Source organism: Succinivibrio dextrinosolvens, assembly GCF_900116345.1.
Lineage (GTDB): Bacteria > Pseudomonadota > Gammaproteobacteria > Enterobacterales > Succinivibrionaceae > Succinivibrio > Succinivibrio dextrinosolvens_B.
The window spans coordinates 1-22,095 of sequence record NZ_FPAH01000044.1; the positions used below are offsets into that span (position 1 = coordinate 1).

Below are 22,095 nucleotides of genomic sequence, written 5' to 3' on the forward strand. Positions count from 1 at the left end.
ATAGCACAGACGGTATTTCTTAGTTGCCAGATCAAGTCCTAAAGGTCGTTTTCCGTTTAGCTCTTTAATAATGGACTGGTCTGCGAGATCAACTGTTAAAGGTTGAACAGCTCTGTTTTGAGATATTTTCTGATTATGACTTGCAATAATTGCACGTGGACTTGTAGAATAGGTATGGGTGGTCATCTTTTGTACTCCTTCTATTTGTACTTCTTCTATAATCTTCTAGCGCTCAGCCCCATGCTGATGACGCTTCGCCTTAAAGGCTTGTTTTGATATTGCTGATTATAAAAGAAAAGAGACCACCCTTATTCTTTTCTAAAGAGTGCTCTCTTTTAGTTAATCATCAGTTTATGACCATCTCTATATCAGGGCTTATGATAACAGCCCTTTGCGCCTGTCTGCTTTAATATCAGGTCTGATTTCAGTCAGAGGAATAATTCAAATCGTAAATTTTATTTAGGAATAAACACATTCTTAACTTCCATCAAATTCAGATGCCAGAGGATTAATTCTAAAGTAAGTTTTTTTCTATCGTGTGGAACAATCTTATCATCTCAATCCTGACCTTCATTTAAAACAGCCAGGCTCAAAGAGCCGTTATCGTCCCATAATGACTGTTCGAATACCGGCAGATTTGGTTCAGAGGGATAATTCAGAGTAATTTTATTTTCAAAAGTTATACATTCATCTTTAAACCAAATCCTTACATGCAAGGTAAAGAGAGATAATTCGCAAGAATAGATTTATTAAAGAATCCTCTAATCCTTTTCCCTTGCACGCCGTAGCTTCAATCTCATAAAGAGTGAACGGTACCAAGTCTCTCTATGAAATCTCAAAGCTCATTTTTAGACGATTATAAATAAGGCTTTTAGCCTAACAATCTGCATTTCTTAGCATCAAACGGCTGTCCTGATTTGGCAATAGTCCATGCCACTCTGGCAAGCCTGTTGGCAATTGAACAGACAATCTTTTTATTGGATATCTCCGGATTATCTATCAGCTGTGTTAACTTCGAGGCTTCCGTTTCTGTTGAAGCTTTTCTCGACTGCTGAGCAAATCTGGCGATAGCACACATATAAAGAATCTTCTTCAACTGCCTGTTGCCGGTGTGAGGGATCATACCAACTTGAACTATACCGCCACTACCGGATACACGGGGTGCAAAGCCGGCAAATGAGGCAAAATGTCTTGAATTAGGAAAGTCATCAGGATTTCCCAGTACCGCATGTAAAGTAACTGCTGATAAGACTCCTATACCTGGTATGGTCATCAGATTCTGTACAGTTCTGTTATTCTTTGCGTACTGCTTGAGGTAGAGATCAATCTGTTTAATCTGTGCTTCAAGTGAATCACGGTTTGCCTTAAAAGGCTCTGCGATCATCCTGAAATTACAAATTGCTTTAGAATGATTCTCCTCAAGGGATAACTTCAGCTTATCGGTAGCCGCATCTATCTTTGCTGCTCCTTCGCCACAGATTTCTCCTAACTCATAGAGCATTGCTCTTTGTGCATTCAGTGACTGTGTCTGCTGTTTTAGGAGCTGTTCTCTGGCAGCAAGCAGATTCATCAGTGTCTGATTCTCTTCATCTCTTGCTCTTATGGTTCTGACAGAAGGACAGATAGTGCCTTTAAATATAGCTAAGGCATCAATCTTATCTGTCTTCTGTAATCCTAGAAAGGCTCTGATTGAAGCAGCCGGCATGATTTTGTACTTATGTCCAAGACTCTCAATAAATCTTGCCCTGTAATTACAGCCACCGCATGCTTCAAATCCAACCATCAAAGGTTGACTGAAAGGAGGTGATTTTAGAAAATCCAAGAAAGCTTCACGAGATAAGGCTTTATTCTTAATCTTTTGCTTCTCGGTCAGATAGCAAACCTGAAATACTCTTGCTGCCAGATCAACTCCTACAGGAACATATCCTGCAGATAGCTGCATTGTGTATAGCGCAAGCTCGCCTTCGTTTAGCTTTTGAGAATTGCCTGCCATTGAATAGCTCCATTGTTGTTTGTTAAACAATCACACTATTCAATTTAAAGCTTCGGCCTAGGATTGAAACTTAAGACTGAATAATGCGGCTCAAGGAAGTACCGTTCATAATTTTCCTTGTCACCACATCATTCGCAAGAGTTCTGTGCTTTATTGAGGTCTGCACTCTACAGAAAGATACTCCAAAAAATGTCTATAGAGATCTTCTGGTTGGAGGACTGTTTGGAAAGGACACTGCAGGTGGTTACTTTACCATTGAACCTCAGAGTGAAACTCTGATTTATAACTATATGTTCGAACTCAATGAAATTACTAAAGATGTGGAAGACTTTACAGCCACACTTGAAAAGATGCTTCAGCTCTGTGATATGTGGATGGATAGAATCAATACATCTGCAGACAGTGACAAGAGAAACGAAGAACTGACCAGATTAACCGGCATTGGAATGCTTTCATAAAAATTAAAGCCAGAATAATAACCAAACAGAACTCTAGGCGGTGAGGTATTATGACAGATAAGCTTCAATCCTTTATTACTGCTGCCAATTCAACAATGTTCGGCTCAAGAGACATTGTTGTTGACAAGGATAATAAGGTAAAACTTGGTAATCTGATTTTTTCAGAAAGTGCCAAGACTAATGAAAACACTGTAAAGGAGTTCCGTAAGGCCCTGTCTGAAAAATATGGTGTTTTCGGTGAGCATGCCTTTGATACCGTTCTCAACAGCCGTGTTCAGAGAAAGAAATCACTTAGAGCCTGTGACATCAAAAAGACACTATCTAATATTGAAGCTCTGAAGCAAAGACGCTTCAAAAGAGAGATTACCCGTCAGCTTGATACAGATCCTGCATTCAGAGAACTGCCAGAGAAAACCAGAGCACAGATCAGACTGAATCTGAGCTCAAAACCTTTCACTGACGTAAAACTCAAAGATATTAAGGATGAAAATGCCTTATTTAAAAAGGTATCTGAGCGAATTTCCGCTGAAATAGATTATGTTCTTGGAAATGACGGCTACCAGAAAGCTGCACTCGGAGACGTTGTCACCGATAACAAACTGATAGCGGATGACACTGCTACCGGTCTTACCAATCTTAAAGTCGAATTCGGCAATAAAGACGCCTCTATTGAAGATCATGTCAAATCCGGAAAAATGGGTGTCGGTATGCAGATCAACCGCTCCCAGTTAAATCCTCTGGTATTTGATAAACTCAAGGATAATGGTGTTGAGCCAGGATTTATTTATCATCATGACTGGTCATTAAATGACTCCAGAAGTCTGATGCAGGAGTGGGATTCTGAGGAAAGCTTACAGATTCTGGAAAATCTGAAAAACCAGAACAACAAGCTAAGAGAAGATTGCGCAGGTCTTCCTATAAGAGAGCAGATCATGAAGTGTGGTAATGCTCACCCTGCAGTTATGTCAGCAATTGCTGATTACATAATTGAAGAGGAAATGAAGAATCCTGAAAGCGAAATGTATAAGGCTTTTGAAGAAAAGTTTCCTTCATACGATCCAGAGAATTATCAGATTGTTGAGCAGAATCTTCTCAAAAAGGGATTATTCGTTCAGATTCGTGAAGCTGTTTTAAACGTTAAATCCGGAGCTCTTTATGAGAAATCTCCAGTTTTCCAGCGTTTTGCAGAACGTCACATCATGAAGCTTGACTACAATGAGTCAGATCGAGTCATGAAAAAAGACGCAGCTCACGCCGGTAAGTTCATGAGACCTGAGCGAATTGCCACCCGTAAATTCGGAACAATCTATCGTCTGCAGACAGCCCAGACAGCAGACAAGATCTCCGCCGGAGCTGTTACTGAAGCCCTTGCCAACGATCTGTCACGTATTATGGGAATTCCAACTCAGGATCTTAGAATTGTCAGAGCAAAATACTCAGACGGACATCCAAAGATTATGCTGCAGGCAAAATATGCCGATGGCTATAAAGATCTTGAAAGAGGCTATATCAAGGATGGAAGAATTGTTCCTCCTAACGGAGAGAAGGTTGAAAAGCTTGGTAAATACAAGGCCTTCTTCCTGGCAAGTGCTGACCGTGACGGTGTAGGTTCACGCGGACAGAACAAGGGTTTTGCCAAGGGCAAGTTCTTTGCAATTGACCCTGGTCACTCTCTTGAGGGCAATGGAAAATACCTTGAGGTGGATGATAACCTTGCTTTCAAGGATACCTATGGTTTCTCAACCAAACCACGTTTCAATAACTTCTCAATCTTTGATGATGACACCCGTTTTGAAAAACTCAAGGGCGTCATCAACATGAGAGCAATGAAGAACGAAGGAAAAATTCAGCAGCTCTTTGAGGACTACAAGAAGTCATTTGATCCTAATGAACAGGGCATTGATGAAGCAGAACGCAAGCTCAGACAGAAAATTACAGATGATATCCTTGAAAAGGAGAAGGAGTTTAATGACTCCGTTCAGAAACTGATAAATGTTTCAGACAACCAGCTTCATCTTTATGACGACTTACAGGCTGACGGCCCTGCTGTTCAGGAAAAGGCTATCGAAACTATCGAGAATCTGGAAAAACTGACTTCTCCTACCACTTGGGTAAGCAAGAATGAAACAGTTCCTCTTGAGCATCTTCATGTTATTCAGGAGAGCCGTGTAGCCTGGCAGGCACATGTTGAAGGAGATTCTATTGTCTACAACTGTGATGAACCTTTAAATGGCCCTGCAAGAAAATTACTTGAGAAATTTGCACAGGATTCCGGTGCTGTTTTAGAGTTTGCTGCTGACGGTACTGCAAAGCTTACTGTTGCCAAAGAGAATCGCGAGCAGTTCTTTGAGAAATTCTCAGAGCAGAATGTAATGAACGAAACTCATCCAGCTGAAGCTGCAATGAGAAAAGTTGGCGGTGACGGCCTGTTAGAAGCAGCAATCTACAAATCACCTCTGATTGAAACCAATACTTCTAACAATACAGAGGCAAAGGCATCGTTTGCTCTCCCACCTAACCTTACTATAGATGTTGGTAACACTCAGGTTGTATTTGTTCAGTCTCAGTATGAGCAGATGATTGCTGAAACTCCTGAAGCCCAGAGACCAAAGAATGTTGAGGAGCTTAAGGCTATCATCAAGGCAAGAGTAGACAAAGGCCTGGAAATCTACAAGGATGTTCTGGCAGGCAACGGCTTCAGACACAAGGCAACTCCTCGTAATGTCGCATGTCTGACCTTAGCTTTACATGCTGCAACTCTTAACAAGGGAGAATTTAACGAAAGAGGCGCTTTCTCTATCTCTGATCCTGACGGCAGACTGTATCAGTGGCTGGATAGCTGTAAAGAGGTATATACCAGAACCTCTACTCATGCAAAACAGTACCACCATGCTACAGTAGACGGTCACATGAATATGCCAAGAGGTCTTGATGTTCCTGCAGGAATGGGCGGACTTATGGGCGGCATGAAGACACTTCATTACTTTACTCTTCCTTCTGCCAACGGTCAGTCAAGAAGACTGTATTTAAAGACAGAGACCCATGGCATCTACAACAGTACAATTTCTGATGAGGAAGATCAGAAGTCACGTGCTCCAGGAATGCAGTGTAGAGGCAGACGCAGCACTGATATCAAGGAATCATTACTGCACTGTGGATCACTTGCAACTGTATTTACCCGTAAAGGTAATAACGTTGGTAACCGCAAGGAGGATTTACCTGGTACCGTAAAAGATTCTATGAATAGAGCTGCACAGAAATTAAGACAGATGGGCCTTGCAGCAGAGGCAGATAAGCTCGGAGAAGGCAATGAAGAGTCTCTGTTCAAAAAGGAAAACGGTGGTATCAGACAGTTACTTGAGAATATTACCGAAATTCTTAAGGCTCCAAGAGATATTGTAGTACAGAACAGTATTCTGGTAGTTTTAAACGAATTTATTCAGACAATTCAGAATTATGCAAATGAAACCAATGAAGACGGATTCCTGAAGAGATCAGGTGAAATTAGCGCTCGTATTGGAAACGAGGTTATGCTTGATCCTAAGGACTTTAAGTTTGAACAGGAGAATATCGTCCACCAGTAATATCGTACTCAAAGCTTCAGTTTAGAAAGTTCAATTCGGAAAAACTTTACCAATGCGGCTTACAGCCGCATTATTTTTTTCTAAAGCTTTATCAGAAATATGTAAGGAAAAGATCAGTCAGTGGTTTCTGAGTTGAAAGGGGCAACCTTGAAGAGCAGGAGCATGCCCGGAATAGCCAGGATAGTACACAGATAGAAGAAATTCTCCCAGCCTAAAGATTCCACCAGATAACCGGTGGTTGCATTGCAGAAGGTACGAGGTACGGCACTTAGAGAAGTCAGCAGTGCAAACTGGGTTGCGGCATAAGCCTTTGAGGTTTTTGCAGAGATAAAGGCCACAAAGGCGGCAGTACCAAGTCCTGCTCCCAGATATTCTGCAATAATCACCCCAGCCAGCAGCCAGATTGAAGGAGAGACATCACTCCCCTCCCCCACATGAGCTAAAAGCGCATAACCAAGAATAGTAACCAGCTGACCAAAACCGAATACCCACAGAGCCTTATTGATTCCAATCTTCAGCATGATGACACCACCGATGATGCCACCGATAATCATTGACCAGATACCGCAGTTCTTTGCAACAAGGCCAATGGTCAGCAGATCATAATGCATATCTATATAGAAAGGTGTGGCCAGGGCGGTAGCCATGGAATCACCAAGCTTGTAGCAGAATACAAAGAGAATCACTAAAAGCAGGGATTTAAGTCCCTTGCGGGTAATAAATTCTCTGAAAGGTTCAACCACTGCCTCTCTTAAATTACGAGGAGCGTTGATAGACAGAGGCTCTTTTAAAAAGAATGAAAGCACCAGACAAGGCAGCATAAAGGAAGCGGTAATATAGAACACCATCTCCCAGGAAATGAACTCGGCCAGAATCAGGGACAGACCTGCAGGAATCAGACTTGAGGCTCTTGATGCGGCAATAAACAGCGAAGTACCAAGTCCCAGCTCATTGTCAGCCAGAATTTCTCTTCTGTAGGCATCAATTACAATATCCTGTGTAGCGGAGCTGAAGGACAGAACAAGAGTAATAACCGCAATCAGCATGGTCTGATTCTTAGCATCAAACAGACCGATTATGAAAATTGAGGCAAAAACAAAGATCTGAGACAGGATAATCCAGCCGCGACGTCTGCCGATACCAAAAGGATTGTAGCGATCAACCAGAGGAGCCCAGACAAATTTCCAGGTATAAGGGAAGGAAGCCAGTGAGAACAGGCCGATTTCCTTTAAATCAACGCCCTCTTTTCGAAGATAGGCGCCGATCAGAGTCAGAACTACAAATAAAGGCATTCCCGAGGCGAATCCCAGACACAGACAGAGGCCCATTTTAATGGAAAAAATCTGGCGTAAAAGTGTCTTTCTTTCCTCTGATAGAATGCTCAATTTATGCTCTCTTAGTTAGTCTCTGAAATTCTCGTACTGTAATGGCTGTTCAATCTTGCTTTCACGAACCAATGCAATGGTAGCCTGCAGATCATCACGCTTCTTTCCGGTTACACGGATAATGTCGTCATTGATCTTGGCATCAACCTTAAGCTTGGCATCCTTGATGATCTTGATAATCTTTTTGGCAAGCTCCTTATCGATGCCTTCCTTGAAGGTAACATTCTGAATTGATTTCTTGCCTGAACGGGTAATCTCTGAAAACTCAGCGGCAGTTGCCTCGATATTGCGCTTTACCAGTTTCATTCTCAGGATCTCGTCCATCTGCTGAACCTGGAACTCCTCATCAGCCTCAACCTTTACGGTATTCTTGGTCTTGTCAAAGTTATAAGAAGCCTCAACACCTCTGAAATCATAACGGGTCTGAAGCTCGCGATTGGCGTTGTCTACAGCATTCTGAACTTCATCTTTTTTCAGTTTTGAAACAATATCAAATGATGGCATAGTTATCCTTCCAGTAGATTTATAATTGTATTTTCAATATGGAAAACATCCAGCCCCTGCTCGGCAAGCAGTTCATCTCGCTTACCCTCAGGAATAAACTCATCAGAAAGGCCAAGGGTTCTTACCACAAGCTTAGGATTCTCGTCATGGGCAATGCAGGATACCTCCTGACCGATACCGCCATGAACAACACCTTCCTCCACAGTCACAATGTACTTGTGGGTTCTGGCAATTTCTCTGATACGCACCTCATCCAGAGGTTTAACAAAACGCATGTCCACCAGGGTCAGGTTGTACAGTTTTGCAATACCTGAGAGTTTATGAACAATAGAACCGAAAGCCAGAACAGCAAGAGTCTTGCCTTCTTTTAGTATATTGGATTTTCCGATCTCGAGGGTTTCATCTAAAGAAATCTCTGAGATATCGGTATCATCCGCTCCGCGCTCATATCTTATGGCACAAGGACGATTTGAGAGATAGCCGGTATTGAGCATCAGGAACTGTTCTTTAAGATCAGATGGAGTCATGATCACAAGATTAGGGATACAGCGCATAAAGGCTATATCAAACATACCCTGATGGGTTGGACCGTCAGGACCAACAATACCGCCTCTGTCCACCGCAATCATAATCGGCAGATTCTGTATGGCGATATCATGAATCAGACCGTCATAGGCACGCTGCAGGAAGGTTGAATAGATAGCAACCACCGGATGAAGTCCACCGGCAGCAAGACCGGAGGCAAAAATCATGGAGTGCTGTTCAGCGATACCCACATCATAAAACTGCTGAGGGTAAACCTTTGCAAACTCCTCCATACCGGAGCCCACAGGCATTGCAGGAGTAATTCCGATAAGATTCTTATCAGCTGAAGCTCTCTTGCACAGCCATTTTCCAAAGCCTTCAGAATAAGTTACATGATCCTTGGTAATCTTTGCTTCAATTCCGCGCTCAGGATCAAAGGAAGGTACTCCGTGATACTTGGTAGGATCATTTTCGGCAGGCTCATAGCCCTTACCTTTTTTGGTAACCACATGAACCAGCTGCAGACCGCCGATCTTCTTAACATTCTGCAGCAGTGAAACCAGTCCTTCTATATCATGACCGTCTACAGGGCCGATGTAATTAAAGCCAAGCTCCTCAAACAGAGTACCCGGCATAATCATGCCCTTAACATGTTCCTGAGCCTTTTCTGCCAGAGATTTGATGCTTGGCAGATCAAGATTGGACAGAAGCTTCTTACCGCCCTCAACAAAGTTTACATAGTAAGGGCTTGCAAGAATCGAGGCCAAGTATTTGGAGATAGAACCCACGTTCTGTGAAATACTCATCTCGTTATCGTTAAGAATTACAATGAGATCAACATCCTTGCAGGAACCGGCACAGTTCATGGCCTCATAGGATGCACCGCCAGACAGAGCACCATCACCGATAACCGCAACCACCTTGTTATTGGTCTTAAGCTTTTTCTGCGCAATGGCAAGACCTAGAGCTGAACCGATAGAGGTTGAGGCGTGACCGGTTGAGATCAGATCGTAATCTGTCTCCCCTCTCCAGATAAAGGCGTGCAGACCATGACGCTGACGTATGGTTTTAAGCTCTTCCTTATGACCGGTCAGAATCTTGTGGGGATAGGACTGATGACCAACATCCCAGACAATCTTGTCGTTAGGAGTATCAAAAACATAGTGCAGAGCGGCAGTAAGTTCTACCACAGCAAGACCTGATGCCAGGTGACCTGCAGTCTTGCTTACTGAATCAACAATATATTTTCTGATTTCTGAACACAAAGGTGTCAGCTCCTCCACAGGAAGCTTGCGCAGATCCTTTGGTGAGTGAATCTTATCAAGTAAAGGTGTAGATATAGTCTCAGTCACGACTTTCTAATGATCTCTGTTTACAGTAAATAAAGCAAACTGCTCAAGCAGTGAGGTATCCATTTTCAGTTTTGCCAAGGCTGCAATGGCCTTCTCAGCACATTCCTGAGCAAATTTCTTTGATTTTTCAAGGCCCAGCAGTGATGGATAGGTGCTCTTATCAAGATTTATGTCAGCACCCTGAGTCTTACCCATAACCGCGGTATCACCGATAACATCCAGCACATCATCCCATACCTGGAATGCAAGTCCGGTCCAGGTGGCATATTCATCCAGTACTGCAATATCTGCTTCACTTGCATTATCACAGCTGTAGGCGCCCATTAGAACGGCAGCTCTAATCAGCGCTCCGGTTTTCTTGGAATGAAGTAATCTTAACTGCTCGTAACTTAATTTTTTTCCTTCAGAATCAAGGTCAATTGCCTGTCCGCCGCACATTCCTGAGTATCCTGCCTTTGAGGAAAGAATACGGGTCAGATTGGCAACTGATTTATCTGAAAAGCCTGATTTTTTATCAGACAGGATTTCAAATGCAAGAGTCTGCAGAGCATCTCCGGCAAGCAGAGCCAGCGTCTGACCGAATTTTACATGGACAGTCTCGCGTCCACGTCTTAGCTTGTCGTTGTCCATTTCCGGCATATCATCATGAATCAGGGAGTATGCATGAATACATTCGACAGCAGCGGCAGCATAATCAAGCCTGTCCTGACTTTGACCCAAAGCCATTCCGGTTGCATAGACAAGTAAAGGTCTTGCTCTTTTTCCACCTAAAAGAAGACCATACTCCATGGCCTCCTTCAAAGAAGTGGCATCATCATCGAAGTTTTTAAGATAACCTTCCATAAAGGAATTAATCCTTTTGGAAACTGATGAGGCAAAGTCTTTTAATTCCACTTAAAATCCTTAGAAATCTGAATTTGAACCATTAGGCTCAAAATTTTCCAAAGAAATAGCCTCCTGGGCATTTTTCTTTGCAAGCTGGATCCTCTGAGACAGAGAATCCAGAGACTGTTTGCAGGAAACAGCCAGTTCCATGCCACGGCTGTAAACAGCAATAGCTTCATCAATCGGAAGCTTCCCCTCTTCAAGTTGAACGGTCAGCTTCTCTAATTCTGAAAGTTTCTCCTCCAGGGAGGTCATCTGTTTGTCAGCCATGGATATTTCCTATTATGAACGAAGTACTGCGCCTAATTTCTTAGAAGCTTCTTCAATGATTCTGTTTGCCAGTGACTCAACCTCAGCATCCTCAAGAGTATGCTCCAGAGCCTGAGCGATAACACCGACAGCAACAGAACGCTTGTCACCTAATGAGGCGTCTTCAAATACGTCAAAGATGGTTACATCTTTTACTATATTACCGCCAACCTCGTAAATTAGATCAGTTAATGCTGAAACTGCAACTGACTTCTCAATTACGAAGGCAAAATCACGGCGAACGCTTGGAAATTTAGAAATTGGCTCGTAAACAGGAATTGCACGGGTTGCAACAGCAGCTCTTTCAATCTCAAATACGCCAACAGCCTGTTTGAAGCCTAAAGCCTTCTGAGCCAGAGGGTGCAGCATACCGACAAAGCCGATCTTTCTGCCGTTCTTAAGAATGTCAGCGCCCTGTCCTGGGTGCAGGCACTTCTCAGTGGTACGAACAAAAGTGATGTCCTTGGTATCAACATTTAATGCAAGCAGGTTCTCAACGTCCCCCTTTACATCAAAGAAATCAACGCCACGGCTCTTCTCATGCCAGGTCTCATCGTGGATATCACCAACACTGATACCGGCAATCATGGCTTCCTGTCTTACACCGTTCTCAGCCTTCTCATCAATAATATAGCGCAGGCCCTGCTCGAACAGACGAACCTTACGCTGCTGACGGTTTACATTGTATTTTGCAACAATGCACAGACCTGCAAGCAGACTGGTACGCATAGCAGATAATTCAGGAGAGATAGGAGTATTCAGCATTAAAGGCTTAATATCAGAGAACTCTGATAGAACCTTAGGATCGGTGAATGAGTAGGTAATTGCCTCATTGTAGCCGACATCACATAGAACCTTCTTGATATCTCTGTCTTCAACAACTTCCTCTTTCTCGTGAACCATGTACAGATCACTTACAGGAGTTACGTTAGGAATATTGTTGTAACCATAGATTCTTGCAACTTCCTCAATCAGATCCTCTTCGATTTCGATATCAAATCTGAAGGAAGGTGATACGCAGACAAAGCCGCCGTCGATCTTCTTAGGAGACAGCTCTAAATTGTCCAGAATCTTGAATACGGTATCAGCATCAATTGCAACACCTAACACCTTCTCTAACTTGGAAAGTCTTAGAGTGATTTCCTTGTACTTAGGAAGATCAGCTTCAGATACAACCTCATTTAAAGGACCAGCCTGACCGCCTGCAATCTCAATCAGAAGTGCAGTTGCTCTCTCCATAGCGCGAGCCTGGTTCATTGGATCAACACCACGCTCAAAACGGTGTGAAGCATCGGTGTTCAGGCCGTACTGACGGGCTCTGCCCTTGATTGCATCAGCAGAGAAATAAGCTGACTCCAGAAGAACATCGGTGGTGCTCTCATCAATACCTGAATTAAGACCGCCGAAAATACCAGCCATAGCAACTGGACCGGTTGAATCTGCAATAATCAGAGTATTGTCCTTAAGCTTTACCTCATCACCTGACAGTACAGTCATAGGTTCATCCTGATGAGCCTTGCGAACAATAATCTTGTCGTGAATCTTGTTTAAATCGAAGGAGTGAAGTGGCTGGCTGTACTCAAGCATTACGTAGTTGGTTACGTCAACGATTGGAGATACGGAACGGATACCGCAGCGACGCAGTCTTTCAACCATCCACAGAGGTGAATCTGCCTTCTGGTTAACACCGCGAACCACACGTGAAATATAACGTGGACATGCAGCCTTGTCTTCAACTTCAACAGTAAAGATGTCATTGATGGTAGGAGCAACCCTTTCAACCTTTGGATACTCGAACTTCTTACCTAAAAGCACTGCGATTTCACGGGCAATACCGCTCATACCCAGACAGTCAGGACGGTTTGAGGTCAGATCAACATCAATAGCCTTGTCGTTCAGCTTGAAGTACTCACGGATATCCATACCTAAAGGAGCATCCTCAGGAAGCTCAACGATACCGTTTGACTCCTCAGACATGCCAAGCTCCTTGAATGAGCACAGCATACCGTTGGACTCTACACCGCGCAGCTTGGCCTTCTTGATGGTGATGCCGTTTACGTGGGCACCGATCAGGGAAGCACAAACCTTTAAGCCTTCACGGCAGTTTGGAGCACCGCAGACAATCTGGAAAATCTGACCGCCGCCGACTTCAACCTTGGTTACGTGCATGTGGTCTGAATCAGGATGTGGAACACACTCTAATACCTTACCAACTACAACGCCGTCAAAATTGTCAGCAACATCATTTACAGAATCAACCTCAAGACCTGCCATGGTGATCATGTCAGACAGCTCTTCTGCATTCAGGTCATTCTTGACCCACTCATCAATCCATAATTTATTGAAAATCATTTTTATCTATCCAAACTTTAGGTATTAGGCAAACTGCTTTAAGAAACGAAGGTCATTTTCAAAGAATGCACGCAGGTCATTTACACCGTAGCGCAGCATGGTCAGACGCTCAACGCCCATACCAAAGGCATAACCAACATATTTGTCAGTATCAATACCAACATTCTTCAGGACATTTGGATGAACCATACCGCAGCCTAAAACCTCTAGCCACTTGCCGCCCTTGCGACGCAGATCAACCTCAGCTGAAGGCTCAGTGAATGGGAAGAATGAAGGACGGAAACGAACCTCAAGCTCTTCCTCAAAGAATTTTAACAGGAACTCGTGCAGTACGCCCTTAAGCTCAGCAAAGGAGGTGTGCTCTTCAACCAGAAGACCTTCAACCTGATGGAACATTGGGGTATGGGTCATGTCATAGTCGTTTCTGTATACACGGCCAGGAGCAATGATTCTGATAGGAGGTTTCTGAGTCTCCATGGTACGAACCTGAACAGATGAGGTCTGAGAACGTAACAGCAGACCGTTTTCAACAGAGAAGGTATCCTGTGATGATCTTGCAGGGTGATTTGGTGGCAGATTCAGAGCATCAAAGTTATGATAGTCATCCTCAATCTCAGGACCGCCAACTACGCTAAAGCCCATTGAACCGAAGATTTCCTTGATTCTCTGGATGGTTCTGCTGATTGGATGCTCGTTACCAAGCTCAATTCTGCGTCCTGGCAGAGTGATATCAACAGTTTCATTTGAAAGCTTGGCCTCTAACAGAGCCTTTTCAATCTGAGCCTTTTTGGTTTCGATTGCCTCAATAACTGCCTGACGGGCCTCATTGATAATAGCGCCTCTCTGAGGTCTTTCCTCAGCAGAAAGCTTACCCAGCTCACGCATAAAGGCGGTAAATTCACCTTTCTTTCCTAGGAAATTGGTCTTTACAGCCTCTAATTCCTGTAAATCTTTAGCATTATTTGCTGCGTTTATGCCATTCAGTTTGGCTTGTTCTAAATTGTCCATTGATATATACCAGTATCCAAAAGGACTTCTATGTCCAAAATAAAAATATAGATAACCGTGTATTATCGCATTTTTATGACATAAACGGAAATTTAAATATGACGTTTAAAAAAAGTGCATTGAAATGGAGTTTTTAGAAGGGAGGAAATTCAGGTTGCACATAACAACTCCACAGTTTCTGAAAAGAAACTGCAGTAATTGTATCTCAGAAATGTTTATAGCAAAAACTAGGCTTCAATATTGAATTTCCTGTTTGAACCGTTCTTTAAAAGTTCGAAAATCCGATCGCAGTAATTGCCGATATCGATCTTGCAGTTGATATAGTCGTTATACAGTTTTTTCATCTCAGGAGTAATCTTAACCATGAAACTCTCTAAAGTCAGGTTGAAGATCTTGAGGTTACGGATTCGTCTTGTTTTCTCGTGTTCAAACTCAATATTGCTTATATTTTCCATATTTCTGCTCCATATGCTTGCTGTAAAAAAAATCACAATTGGGGTGTTTTCTTTAAGAGTAGTACAGGAAAATGAGTGAATTCTTATAATAAAGTGTGACACACCCACTCTTTTAATATAAGTTAAGATCGAAGGAAATTTTGTGACCGCAGACAAGGTTCTTTATTTTAAGCAAGATCACACATTTTACTCATTTATTCTAAAGAGATTTTTGTAGCAATATCCCTTCCTAGCAATGATTATCAATAAGATTAAATTCACCTTTTTTACAAGGATTTTCTTCAAGATCAAGCAGTAATTTTCTGCAAAAATAAAATATATCAGAATATAAAAAATGTTAAGAATTGTATAACTGACACCAACAGTTAAAAAATCTTTTTCTGAGCAATTCACGGATGCACAAAAAGTTTTGAAAATAAATGGTTCAGAACGCATATTGGAGTAAAATATATACCTTAAATTTGAATAGAAAACAGGATTAGTTTTGAGATTATTCCATCCACTTACCTTTGCTATTGCCCTAAAGTACGGGCTTAACAGCAAGGCACATAAATTTGCAAAGTTTGTTGCGATTCTCTCTACTGTGGGAATTGCCATCGGTGTTGCTGCACTTATAGTAGACACCTCAATTATGCAGGGACTGCAGAACCGCCTGAAAAAATCAGTTCTTTCAGATACTCCTCATCTGATTGTAGAAGCTCAGGAGGATAAGCTGCCTTCAATTCTTGCTCTGAATCATGTGATTGCAGCAGCCCCTTTCGTTCAGGCTCAAACCTTAATGCAGTCTCAGAACTCTCTTGCCCTTATCAATCTGCAGGGACTTGATGACACAAAAATATCTTATGCCAAGGGATATGAGAGAAAAGATCTGAAGCTTATTTCCGTACCGGAAAAAGGGAGCTTTGAGCTTAACGCAGAAGCTGCGCTTTATCTTAGAAACGATCTGAAGCTCAATTCCAATGTAAAGCTGATAAGTACCCTGAATGCCAGATACACTCCTATGGGACTTACACCTACCCAGAGAATTTTTACTCTGAGAAAATACTACAGTTCAGCAAATTCAACCGCACTGGACAGTGCTGTAGGTAACTATGATGACGTCAGACGCTTCTTTAGAATGCCAGCTCAGGTGACCTCCTACAGAATATGGCTTACCGATCCGTTTGTCATCGACAAGGTCACCCCAAAGATTAAGGCTATGGGCATAAACTACACAGACTGGACTTCTGTTCAGGGTGAATTCTTCAAGGCTGTGGCCATGGAAAAACTGACCATGACCATTATGCTATGTCTGGTTATTATCGTGGCATCCTTCAACATTATCTCTGCGCTTGCCATGGTGGTAAGCTCAAGACTTACAGAAATCGCAATTTTTAAAACCATGGGATTGAGCAATCTGCGTATTCTCAATATCTTTTTACTCATGGGAATTTTTGTTGGTGTAATCGGAACTGCAGTAGGAATCGTTATCGGAATTCCACTTACCTATTATGTTTCCGACCTTATGAGCAATACCGGAAGCTTCGGTACTCTTCCTGTTTCAATTGAAACCGCCAACATCCTGATCATTGGTTTAGGCTCAGTTCTGATGAGTCTTATCTGCACCCTGTATCCTGCAGTAAGAGCAGCCGTAACTGATCCTGTTACCCATCTAAGTAGAGGCTAAAATGAGCAATATTATCCTACAGGCAAAAGATATAACCAGAACCTACGTTGAAGGCAAGGTTAATACCTGTGTTCTTAAAAAGGTAAATCTGGACATCTACTCAGATGAAATAACCGCAATTATCGGTAAATCCGGCTCAGGTAAAAGTACCCTGCTCCACATTCTGGGAACTCTGGATACCCAGACCAGTGGAGATATTATTTTTAATGGACAGAATCTCAGCGGCTTCAGTGCCAATCAGAAGGCTCAGTTCCGCAACAAAAATCTAGGTTTCGTGTATCAGTTCCATCATCTGCTGGGTGATTTCACCGCCATGGAAAATGTCATGATGCCTCTGCTTATCGGAGGTACTGATGTTGATACAGCAACTAAAACAGCTACCGAAAACCTTGAGAAGGTTGGTCTGTCACACCGACTGAACTTTCGTCCGGCTGAACTTTCCGGAGGTGAAAGACAGCGTGTGGCTATTGCCAGAGCTTTAGCCCATCATCCGGATCTGATTCTGGCTGATGAACCTACAGGTAATCTTGATGCCCAGAATGCTCAGGATATTTTTGCTCTGTTCACTGATCTGGTTAGAAAAGAGCATATCGCTGTGGTTATGGTTACCCATGACAACTCTCTTGCAGCCAAGTGTGACCGAGTCTATCAGATGAAGGACGGAGTAATCGATGCGAACTAGTCTTAGTGTTCAGCTGGCGCTCCGCTTTTTAAATTCCAAGCGTTACGGAGCACTGGCAAAATTCATCTCCATTGCTACCACCTCAGGAATCTGTGTTGGTGTCTGTGCCCTGATTCTTGGACTTTCTGCCATGAACGGCTTTGAGAAGGAACTCAACAACCGAGTTCTATCCCTGATTCCTGCAGGTGAAATCAAGGCTTACGATACAGATGGCTTTCATAATTTTGAGCAGGATATAGAAAGCATCCGCAAGACTCCTCATATAACAGCAGTCTCCCCTGTTATCACCATTAACGGAGCCTTCAGCTCCGGTACCCAGTTTGCCCCTGTCGCGGTAATGGGAATTGATCTTCAGATAGAAGGTAAGGTTATCAGACTTGAGAACTTCATGAACTGTAAGATTTCAGTTTTAAATCAGGAGGATGACCTTCCAGGTGTAATTCTTGGAAACGGCATTGCCAAAAAACTCAACCTCAAAACCGGAGATGAGATTAACCTCTCCTCAATCAACGCCGAAGTTACAAACAACGGATTTGGCTCTGTTACTGTAAACACCTTTAAAATAGCAGGGCTCTTCAAAACCGGAGGTCAAATAGACAGCAACCTGGCCTTTATCAATATTGAAAGTGCCCAAAAGATTACGGGGCTTGCAAATCCAAACACCTTCCATATTGGTGTGGACCGTATGCTTGAGGCTCGTGAAATAATCTACGAGGCAACATCATACCTAAGAGATGCCCACGAGGTCTCAGTATGGACCGACACTCAGGGTAAACTCTATTCAGATATTCATATGGTAAGAACCATTATGTATATCGCTATGATTCTGGTAATTGCAGTTTCCTGCTTCAATATTGTCTCCAACCTGATTATGGCTGTGAGTGAAAAGCGACATGAAATTGCCATTCTCATGACCATGGGAGCATCAAAGAAACTTATTGTCAGAAGCTTTACCCTGATGGGTATTTTCTCGGCAGTAAGAGGCTGTATTTATGGAACAGTACTTGGATGTACCCTATCCTATTTCACTCCTTATGTAACCTCTCACCTTAAGCAGTGGTTCGGAATAGAGCTTTTAAACGAGGATATCTATTTTATAAACTACGTGCCATCTGAGCTGCAGTTCTTTGATGTTGCTGTAGTTATCTTCTGTGCCATCATGATGAGCTTCCTGGCTTCCGTATATCCAGCTAAAAGAGCCTCAAAGATTCAGCCGGCACAGGAGCTGAACGTTTAAGGCTAAAATCGATAAAGACCTATACCGTCAAAAGGCGGTTATAGGCATTATAAAGTCCCCTCGGCTTCTTCTGTCAGGCAGCGGTCAGCTCTAATTCTTTATCAGAAAACTCAATACAGTTAATTACTGCGTTTGTTACTTTTGTGATAAATATCTTTATCCACAGCATTAGCCTTTCTGGCTACAAGAAATGAGGTGGTGATGTTGCCAGTTACGTTCTGAACCGTTCCAAACATATCCAGTATTGGTTCAATACCAATCATAAGAGCGACTGCAAACTGAGGAATACCAAAGGCTGCATAGATGGAAGGCATCGCGATAATTCCCAGACCAGTCAGAGAAATCAGGAACAGGGCAAAAAAGAAACTCACAATGAACTCAATATCAATATCCAGTCCTGCGCCCTTTGCCAGCATTATAGACACAATAGCTACATAGTAGGCGGTACCATCCATATTGAGCTGCATTCCTACAGGAACACAGAATTTTGTGAATTTCTCCTCCATTCCCAGCTTTGCCATACAGAACCTCATTGTTGCAGGGATACAGGCAATCGAATCACACAAAGAAAACGGCATGGGAATAAATCTAAAGGCTTTTCCGATAAAAGGAATAGGAGATATTCTCCCAACTATACCGACAAGCATTCCTGAAATCAGAATTGACAGTAGGCTGCCTACAACTGCAGCGGCGATAATTTTGACAAATGGAAGAACTGATTCAAGACCTGTATATAAGGTTACCTTCATCATGGAAACCATAGCCAGAAGTGGTATGAAAGGAATAATCCAGCCAATTACCTCCTCAAAAAAACGTGTAAAGAACGCAATTCCATCTTTTGCCCATACAGCCCATGGACCTGCTTTAACCAGCAGGATGCCAAAAACAAAAGCCATAAACAGCATCTGAAGAATATTATTGGTATAGAACGGGGTCACAAGATCATTCGGCACAATGTTTACAATCATGTCCCTTATGCTTACCCCCTGATTAGGCACTGAAGAATCTGTGCCAACCCACTGGGCAATGACATCAATCTGTCCTAGGAAATGTCCAACTCCAAGACCTAAAGCCACATAAAAAGCCAGCTTAGGTAGAGAAATCAGCATCAGCTTGATACCGATTTTACCAAGTGCGGCGGTATCTGAAATATTACAGATTCCAGAGAGAATGGAAAAAAAGATCAGAGGCGCTGAAACCAGGATTAACGCATGCAGCAGCATAGTTTGAATCGGATTTAGAAGATTCTGCTCTATCCAGGTAAGATAAACCGGATCAGATACGGTTTCTCTTAGTATCATTCCAAGGATCAAACCGCTGAAAACCCCCAGAAGCATTGTTCTGGTTTGACCCAAAGATGGAGTATGAGCTCTTATCGATACGATATTCTTGTTATTCTTTCTGCTTATTGTAAGCTTTGATTTATAGGAGTTAATAATCGAAAGACTGGCAAATTCTTCCGCATTTTCCTCAAGGCATTTTTCATCAAAGTTCTCAAAAGGGCTGTAGACCTCACCAGGAGCAGCTAAAATAATATCAATCGCACCAAAGGTCTGTCGGATAGAAATATCGACTTTCTGTTCTGTATCTTTATTTTCTAACTTCAGAAGCTGCATGAAGTTTTCTTCAACCAGAAGCTGAGCTGTATAGGTCTCATGTTTATTAAGATTCTTCTCTTTTAAAACCTCTGTCAGCCAATCTATGTTTTCATAATAATTGTCTTTGGTCAGAACTCGTTCGTATTTAGCCATGTATATTCCAGAAATATCCAATTCATTCAGATGTGGTCATGGAAAATATTCCATAATCTTATATAGTAAAGAATCATTCTTCTTATATTAGAATTATGGAAAGTATTTAGGCTATTGCAAGAAATGGATCTCAAAATTGAGTAACAACAAAATGCTACATTTTTTATATTAAAAATCAGGGATTCTGTATTTTTTTGCCTCATTCAGATATCGGTCTGAGATGGTATTAGGGAAATCCTTTTCTTCATAAGACTCCTTCCAACCGAGAGAATTTGCAGATACACGGTATAGTGAAAGTATATTATTTCGGACTTCAGAAATTTTGCTTACACCATTAACTTCCTTGAAATAGTCAATCTGTTCGTCAAGGCTGAGTACAACGTGTCTCAACAGATCAAACTTACAGAATGTCTCATTAAAACTAATTCCAGTATAGATTTTGAGAAATTTCTGATACGCTTTGATCATTTCAGGCAGATTATGCTTTTGCCGCTGTTCATGACATGCTTTAGAGTAAAGGTACACCAGCTTACTTAATTCCTCTGTATGATTTTTTGCATAGTCATTATGAGCACAGAATACCATAGGTAAAAAAGCATGCATTTCTTCAACATTTGCGACCTGAGCATATCCTTGGCGTATGGCTTCATATGAATCTGGAGACCAGATAACAAAGCCTTCAGCATTACTATCCTGAAATTTTTGAACCATCTCAGGAATAGTTACATTCATGTAGTTAACATCTTTAAGATCCAATCCAAAAATCTTCAGCCACATCATAAGGGTATAAAATACAGAGGTATTTTCACGTACCATAAAGGTTTTGCCCTTAATACTCTCCGGACTGCCGTAGACAGTTGGATATTTACTGTTATATCCCTGCGTTTTGAGGATCTCACTATCAGGTTTCACGAAAATTTCGGTGGCTCGTGATTCATTGTTTGCAAGAGCAAACACAGTTATAGGCAAATTTTTACTGTAAATCGTTGCCGGAACCACGCCAACTGAAGTGACATCCCATGCTTTCGCATTGTCAAAATTTAAGATGTATTCTCCTGATGCTTTGGTTATTTCAAGATTCAGATCAAGCCCAAGCTCCTTATCCCATCCTTTCTGCAGGGCATACCACATCAGAAAACCTTCATGTTCCAGCATCATGGTTAGGCGCATAGGAGTAGCCAGACATGTGGAGACAGAACAAATCAGACCGACAATAAAAAGTTTAACCATTTTGCTTATGAACATAAGAAATTTCCTATTTTCAATTTGTATAGTTAATAAAACTTAAAACTATAATTCTGAGTAAATCCTTCAGCTATCTGTAACAGATTACACTGATATCCGCTAGTTTGGATCTATAAAAAACTATAAAAATATATAAAAAGCTATAAATTTATAGGCGTTCTACCAAATTCCTGCTTCAACACTGCTGGTTGTTATCCCATTTATTGCTAAATCAGATAGCAGAGCCGTCAGCTCCACAGGCTTAAGTTCGGAGATAGCTTCCCCTACTTTTTTTATCTTTTGTCTAAGATTAATTGCTGCGTTCAGGTCGCGATCTATATTTAGTCCGCATTCTGGACATTCATAGACTCTGTCCCTGAGCGTTAAATCTTTTTTCAGATAACCACATCTGCTGCAGGTCTTAGAGCTTGCGTAAAACCTATCTACTTCCTGTAGATTCCTATGTTTATACTCCATTTTGTAGATAAGCTTTTCCTTGATATTGTAGAAACCAACATCACTGATTGCTCTTGAAAGCTTATGGTTTGCCATCATACCTTTAACGTTTAAATCTTCCATACAGATGTATTCATAGTGGTTAGCCAGAATAGAGGTAATCTTCTGTGAAAAATCTTCACGGATGTTGGCAATGGAAAGATAGAGCTTACTTACCTTTCTTGAATGTTTTATGTAATTACGGGACAGCTTCGTCTTATCACCCTTGG

General features: G+C 42.0%; 18 protein-coding genes. 5 read left to right on the forward strand and 13 right to left on the reverse strand.

Features of this window, described 5'->3' with window-relative positions:
- Both BM308_RS11035 and BM308_RS11040 read right to left on the reverse strand, forming a co-directional pair.
- Positions 1-186 (reverse strand): hypothetical protein (locus BM308_RS11035; protein ID WP_143098612.1); only part of this gene is annotated, 186 nt, incomplete at its 3' end.
- 685 nt (positions 187-871) lie between these two features.
- Positions 872-1,993: an IS110 family RNA-guided transposase gene (locus BM308_RS11040; protein WP_074945241.1), complete on the reverse strand. Its 1,122-nt coding sequence runs from the start codon at positions 1,991-1,993 to the stop codon at positions 872-874.
- Between the two features lie 83 nt (positions 1,994-2,076).
- On the opposite strand from BM308_RS11040, the gene BM308_RS11045 reads away from it, so the two are divergent.
- Positions 2,077-2,451 (forward strand): type III secretion system chaperone, encoded by a 375-nt coding sequence (locus tag BM308_RS11045; RefSeq protein ID WP_074945242.1) that lies wholly within the window; start codon positions 2,077-2,079, stop codon positions 2,449-2,451.
- A 50-nt stretch (positions 2,452-2,501) separates the two neighbouring features.
- Entirely contained in the window at positions 2,502-6,035 is a 3,534-nt protein-coding gene (locus BM308_RS11050) for a hypothetical protein (protein ID WP_074945244.1), read from the forward strand.
- A gap of 113 nt (positions 6,036-6,148) precedes the next feature.
- Here BM308_RS11050 and BM308_RS11055 read toward each other — a convergent pair whose 3' ends face one another.
- From BM308_RS11055 to BM308_RS11090, 8 genes are all read right to left on the reverse strand, one after another.
- Positions 6,149-7,420: an AmpG family muropeptide MFS transporter gene (locus tag BM308_RS11055; protein WP_306706299.1), complete on the reverse strand. Its 1,272-nt coding sequence runs from the start codon at positions 7,418-7,420 to the stop codon at positions 6,149-6,151.
- Between the two features lie 15 nt (positions 7,421-7,435).
- Entirely contained in the window at positions 7,436-7,924 is a 489-nt protein-coding gene (locus BM308_RS11060) for a YajQ family cyclic di-GMP-binding protein (protein ID WP_031491369.1), read from the reverse strand.
- 2 nt (positions 7,925-7,926) lie between these two features.
- Positions 7,927-9,801 carry a 1-deoxy-D-xylulose-5-phosphate synthase gene (gene dxs, locus BM308_RS11065; RefSeq protein ID WP_218152565.1) on the reverse strand — a complete coding sequence of 625 codons (1,875 nt, stop codon included), beginning with the start codon at positions 9,799-9,801 and terminating at the stop codon, positions 7,927-7,929.
- A 6-nt stretch (positions 9,802-9,807) separates the two neighbouring features.
- Positions 9,808-10,695 (reverse strand): (2E,6E)-farnesyl diphosphate synthase, encoded by an 888-nt coding sequence (ispA, locus tag BM308_RS11070; RefSeq protein ID WP_074945245.1) that lies wholly within the window; start codon positions 10,693-10,695, stop codon positions 9,808-9,810.
- A 9-nt stretch (positions 10,696-10,704) separates the two neighbouring features.
- Positions 10,705-10,956: an exodeoxyribonuclease VII small subunit gene (gene xseB, locus BM308_RS11075; RefSeq protein ID WP_074945247.1), complete on the reverse strand. Its 252-nt coding sequence runs from the start codon at positions 10,954-10,956 to the stop codon at positions 10,705-10,707.
- A 12-nt stretch (positions 10,957-10,968) separates the two neighbouring features.
- Complete coding sequence (gene pheT / locus BM308_RS11080; RefSeq protein ID WP_074945248.1) at positions 10,969-13,347, reverse strand: phenylalanine--tRNA ligase subunit beta; 2,379 nt, start codon at positions 13,345-13,347, stop codon at positions 10,969-10,971.
- A 24-nt stretch (positions 13,348-13,371) separates the two neighbouring features.
- A complete protein-coding gene (gene pheS / locus BM308_RS11085; protein ID WP_074945250.1) occupies positions 13,372-14,355 on the reverse strand; it encodes a phenylalanine--tRNA ligase subunit alpha in 984 nt (327 codons plus the stop codon).
- 227 nt (positions 14,356-14,582) lie between these two features.
- Entirely contained in the window at positions 14,583-14,810 is a 228-nt protein-coding gene (locus BM308_RS11090; protein WP_074945252.1) for a hypothetical protein, read from the reverse strand.
- Positions 14,811-15,294: 484 nt separating this feature from the next.
- Between BM308_RS11090 and BM308_RS11095 the strand changes: the two genes are divergently transcribed.
- The 3 genes from BM308_RS11095 to BM308_RS11105 are packed head-to-tail and all read left to right on the forward strand — an operon-like array spanning position 15,295 to position 18,395.
- Positions 15,295-16,476, forward strand: coding sequence for an FtsX-like permease family protein (locus BM308_RS11095; RefSeq protein ID WP_074945253.1), 1,182 nt, complete (start codon positions 15,295-15,297; stop codon positions 16,474-16,476).
- Position 16,477: 1 nt separating this feature from the next.
- Entirely contained in the window at positions 16,478-17,158 is a 681-nt protein-coding gene (gene lolD, locus BM308_RS11100; protein WP_074945255.1) for a lipoprotein-releasing ABC transporter ATP-binding protein LolD, read from the forward strand.
- Positions 17,148-18,395 (forward strand): FtsX-like permease family protein, encoded by a 1,248-nt coding sequence (locus BM308_RS11105; RefSeq protein ID WP_074945256.1) that lies wholly within the window; start codon positions 17,148-17,150, stop codon positions 18,393-18,395. The genes lolD and BM308_RS11105 overlap by 11 nt, the downstream gene beginning before the upstream one ends.
- 119 nt (positions 18,396-18,514) lie before the next feature.
- Here BM308_RS11105 and BM308_RS11110 read toward each other — a convergent pair whose 3' ends face one another.
- The 3 genes from BM308_RS11110 to BM308_RS11120 all read right to left on the reverse strand — a co-directional run.
- Positions 18,515-20,146, reverse strand: a complete 1,632-nt coding sequence (locus BM308_RS11110) for a dicarboxylate/amino acid:cation symporter (RefSeq protein ID WP_074945258.1) — start codon at positions 20,144-20,146, stop codon at positions 18,515-18,517.
- 168 nt (positions 20,147-20,314) lie between these two features.
- Positions 20,315-21,391 carry an ABC transporter substrate-binding protein gene (locus tag BM308_RS11115; protein ID WP_074945259.1) on the reverse strand — a complete coding sequence of 359 codons (1,077 nt, stop codon included), beginning with the start codon at positions 21,389-21,391 and terminating at the stop codon, positions 20,315-20,317.
- Between the two features lie 159 nt (positions 21,392-21,550).
- The coding region (locus BM308_RS11120) for an RNA-guided endonuclease InsQ/TnpB family protein (RefSeq protein ID WP_143098613.1) at positions 21,551-22,095 on the reverse strand (545 nt) is incomplete at its 5' end.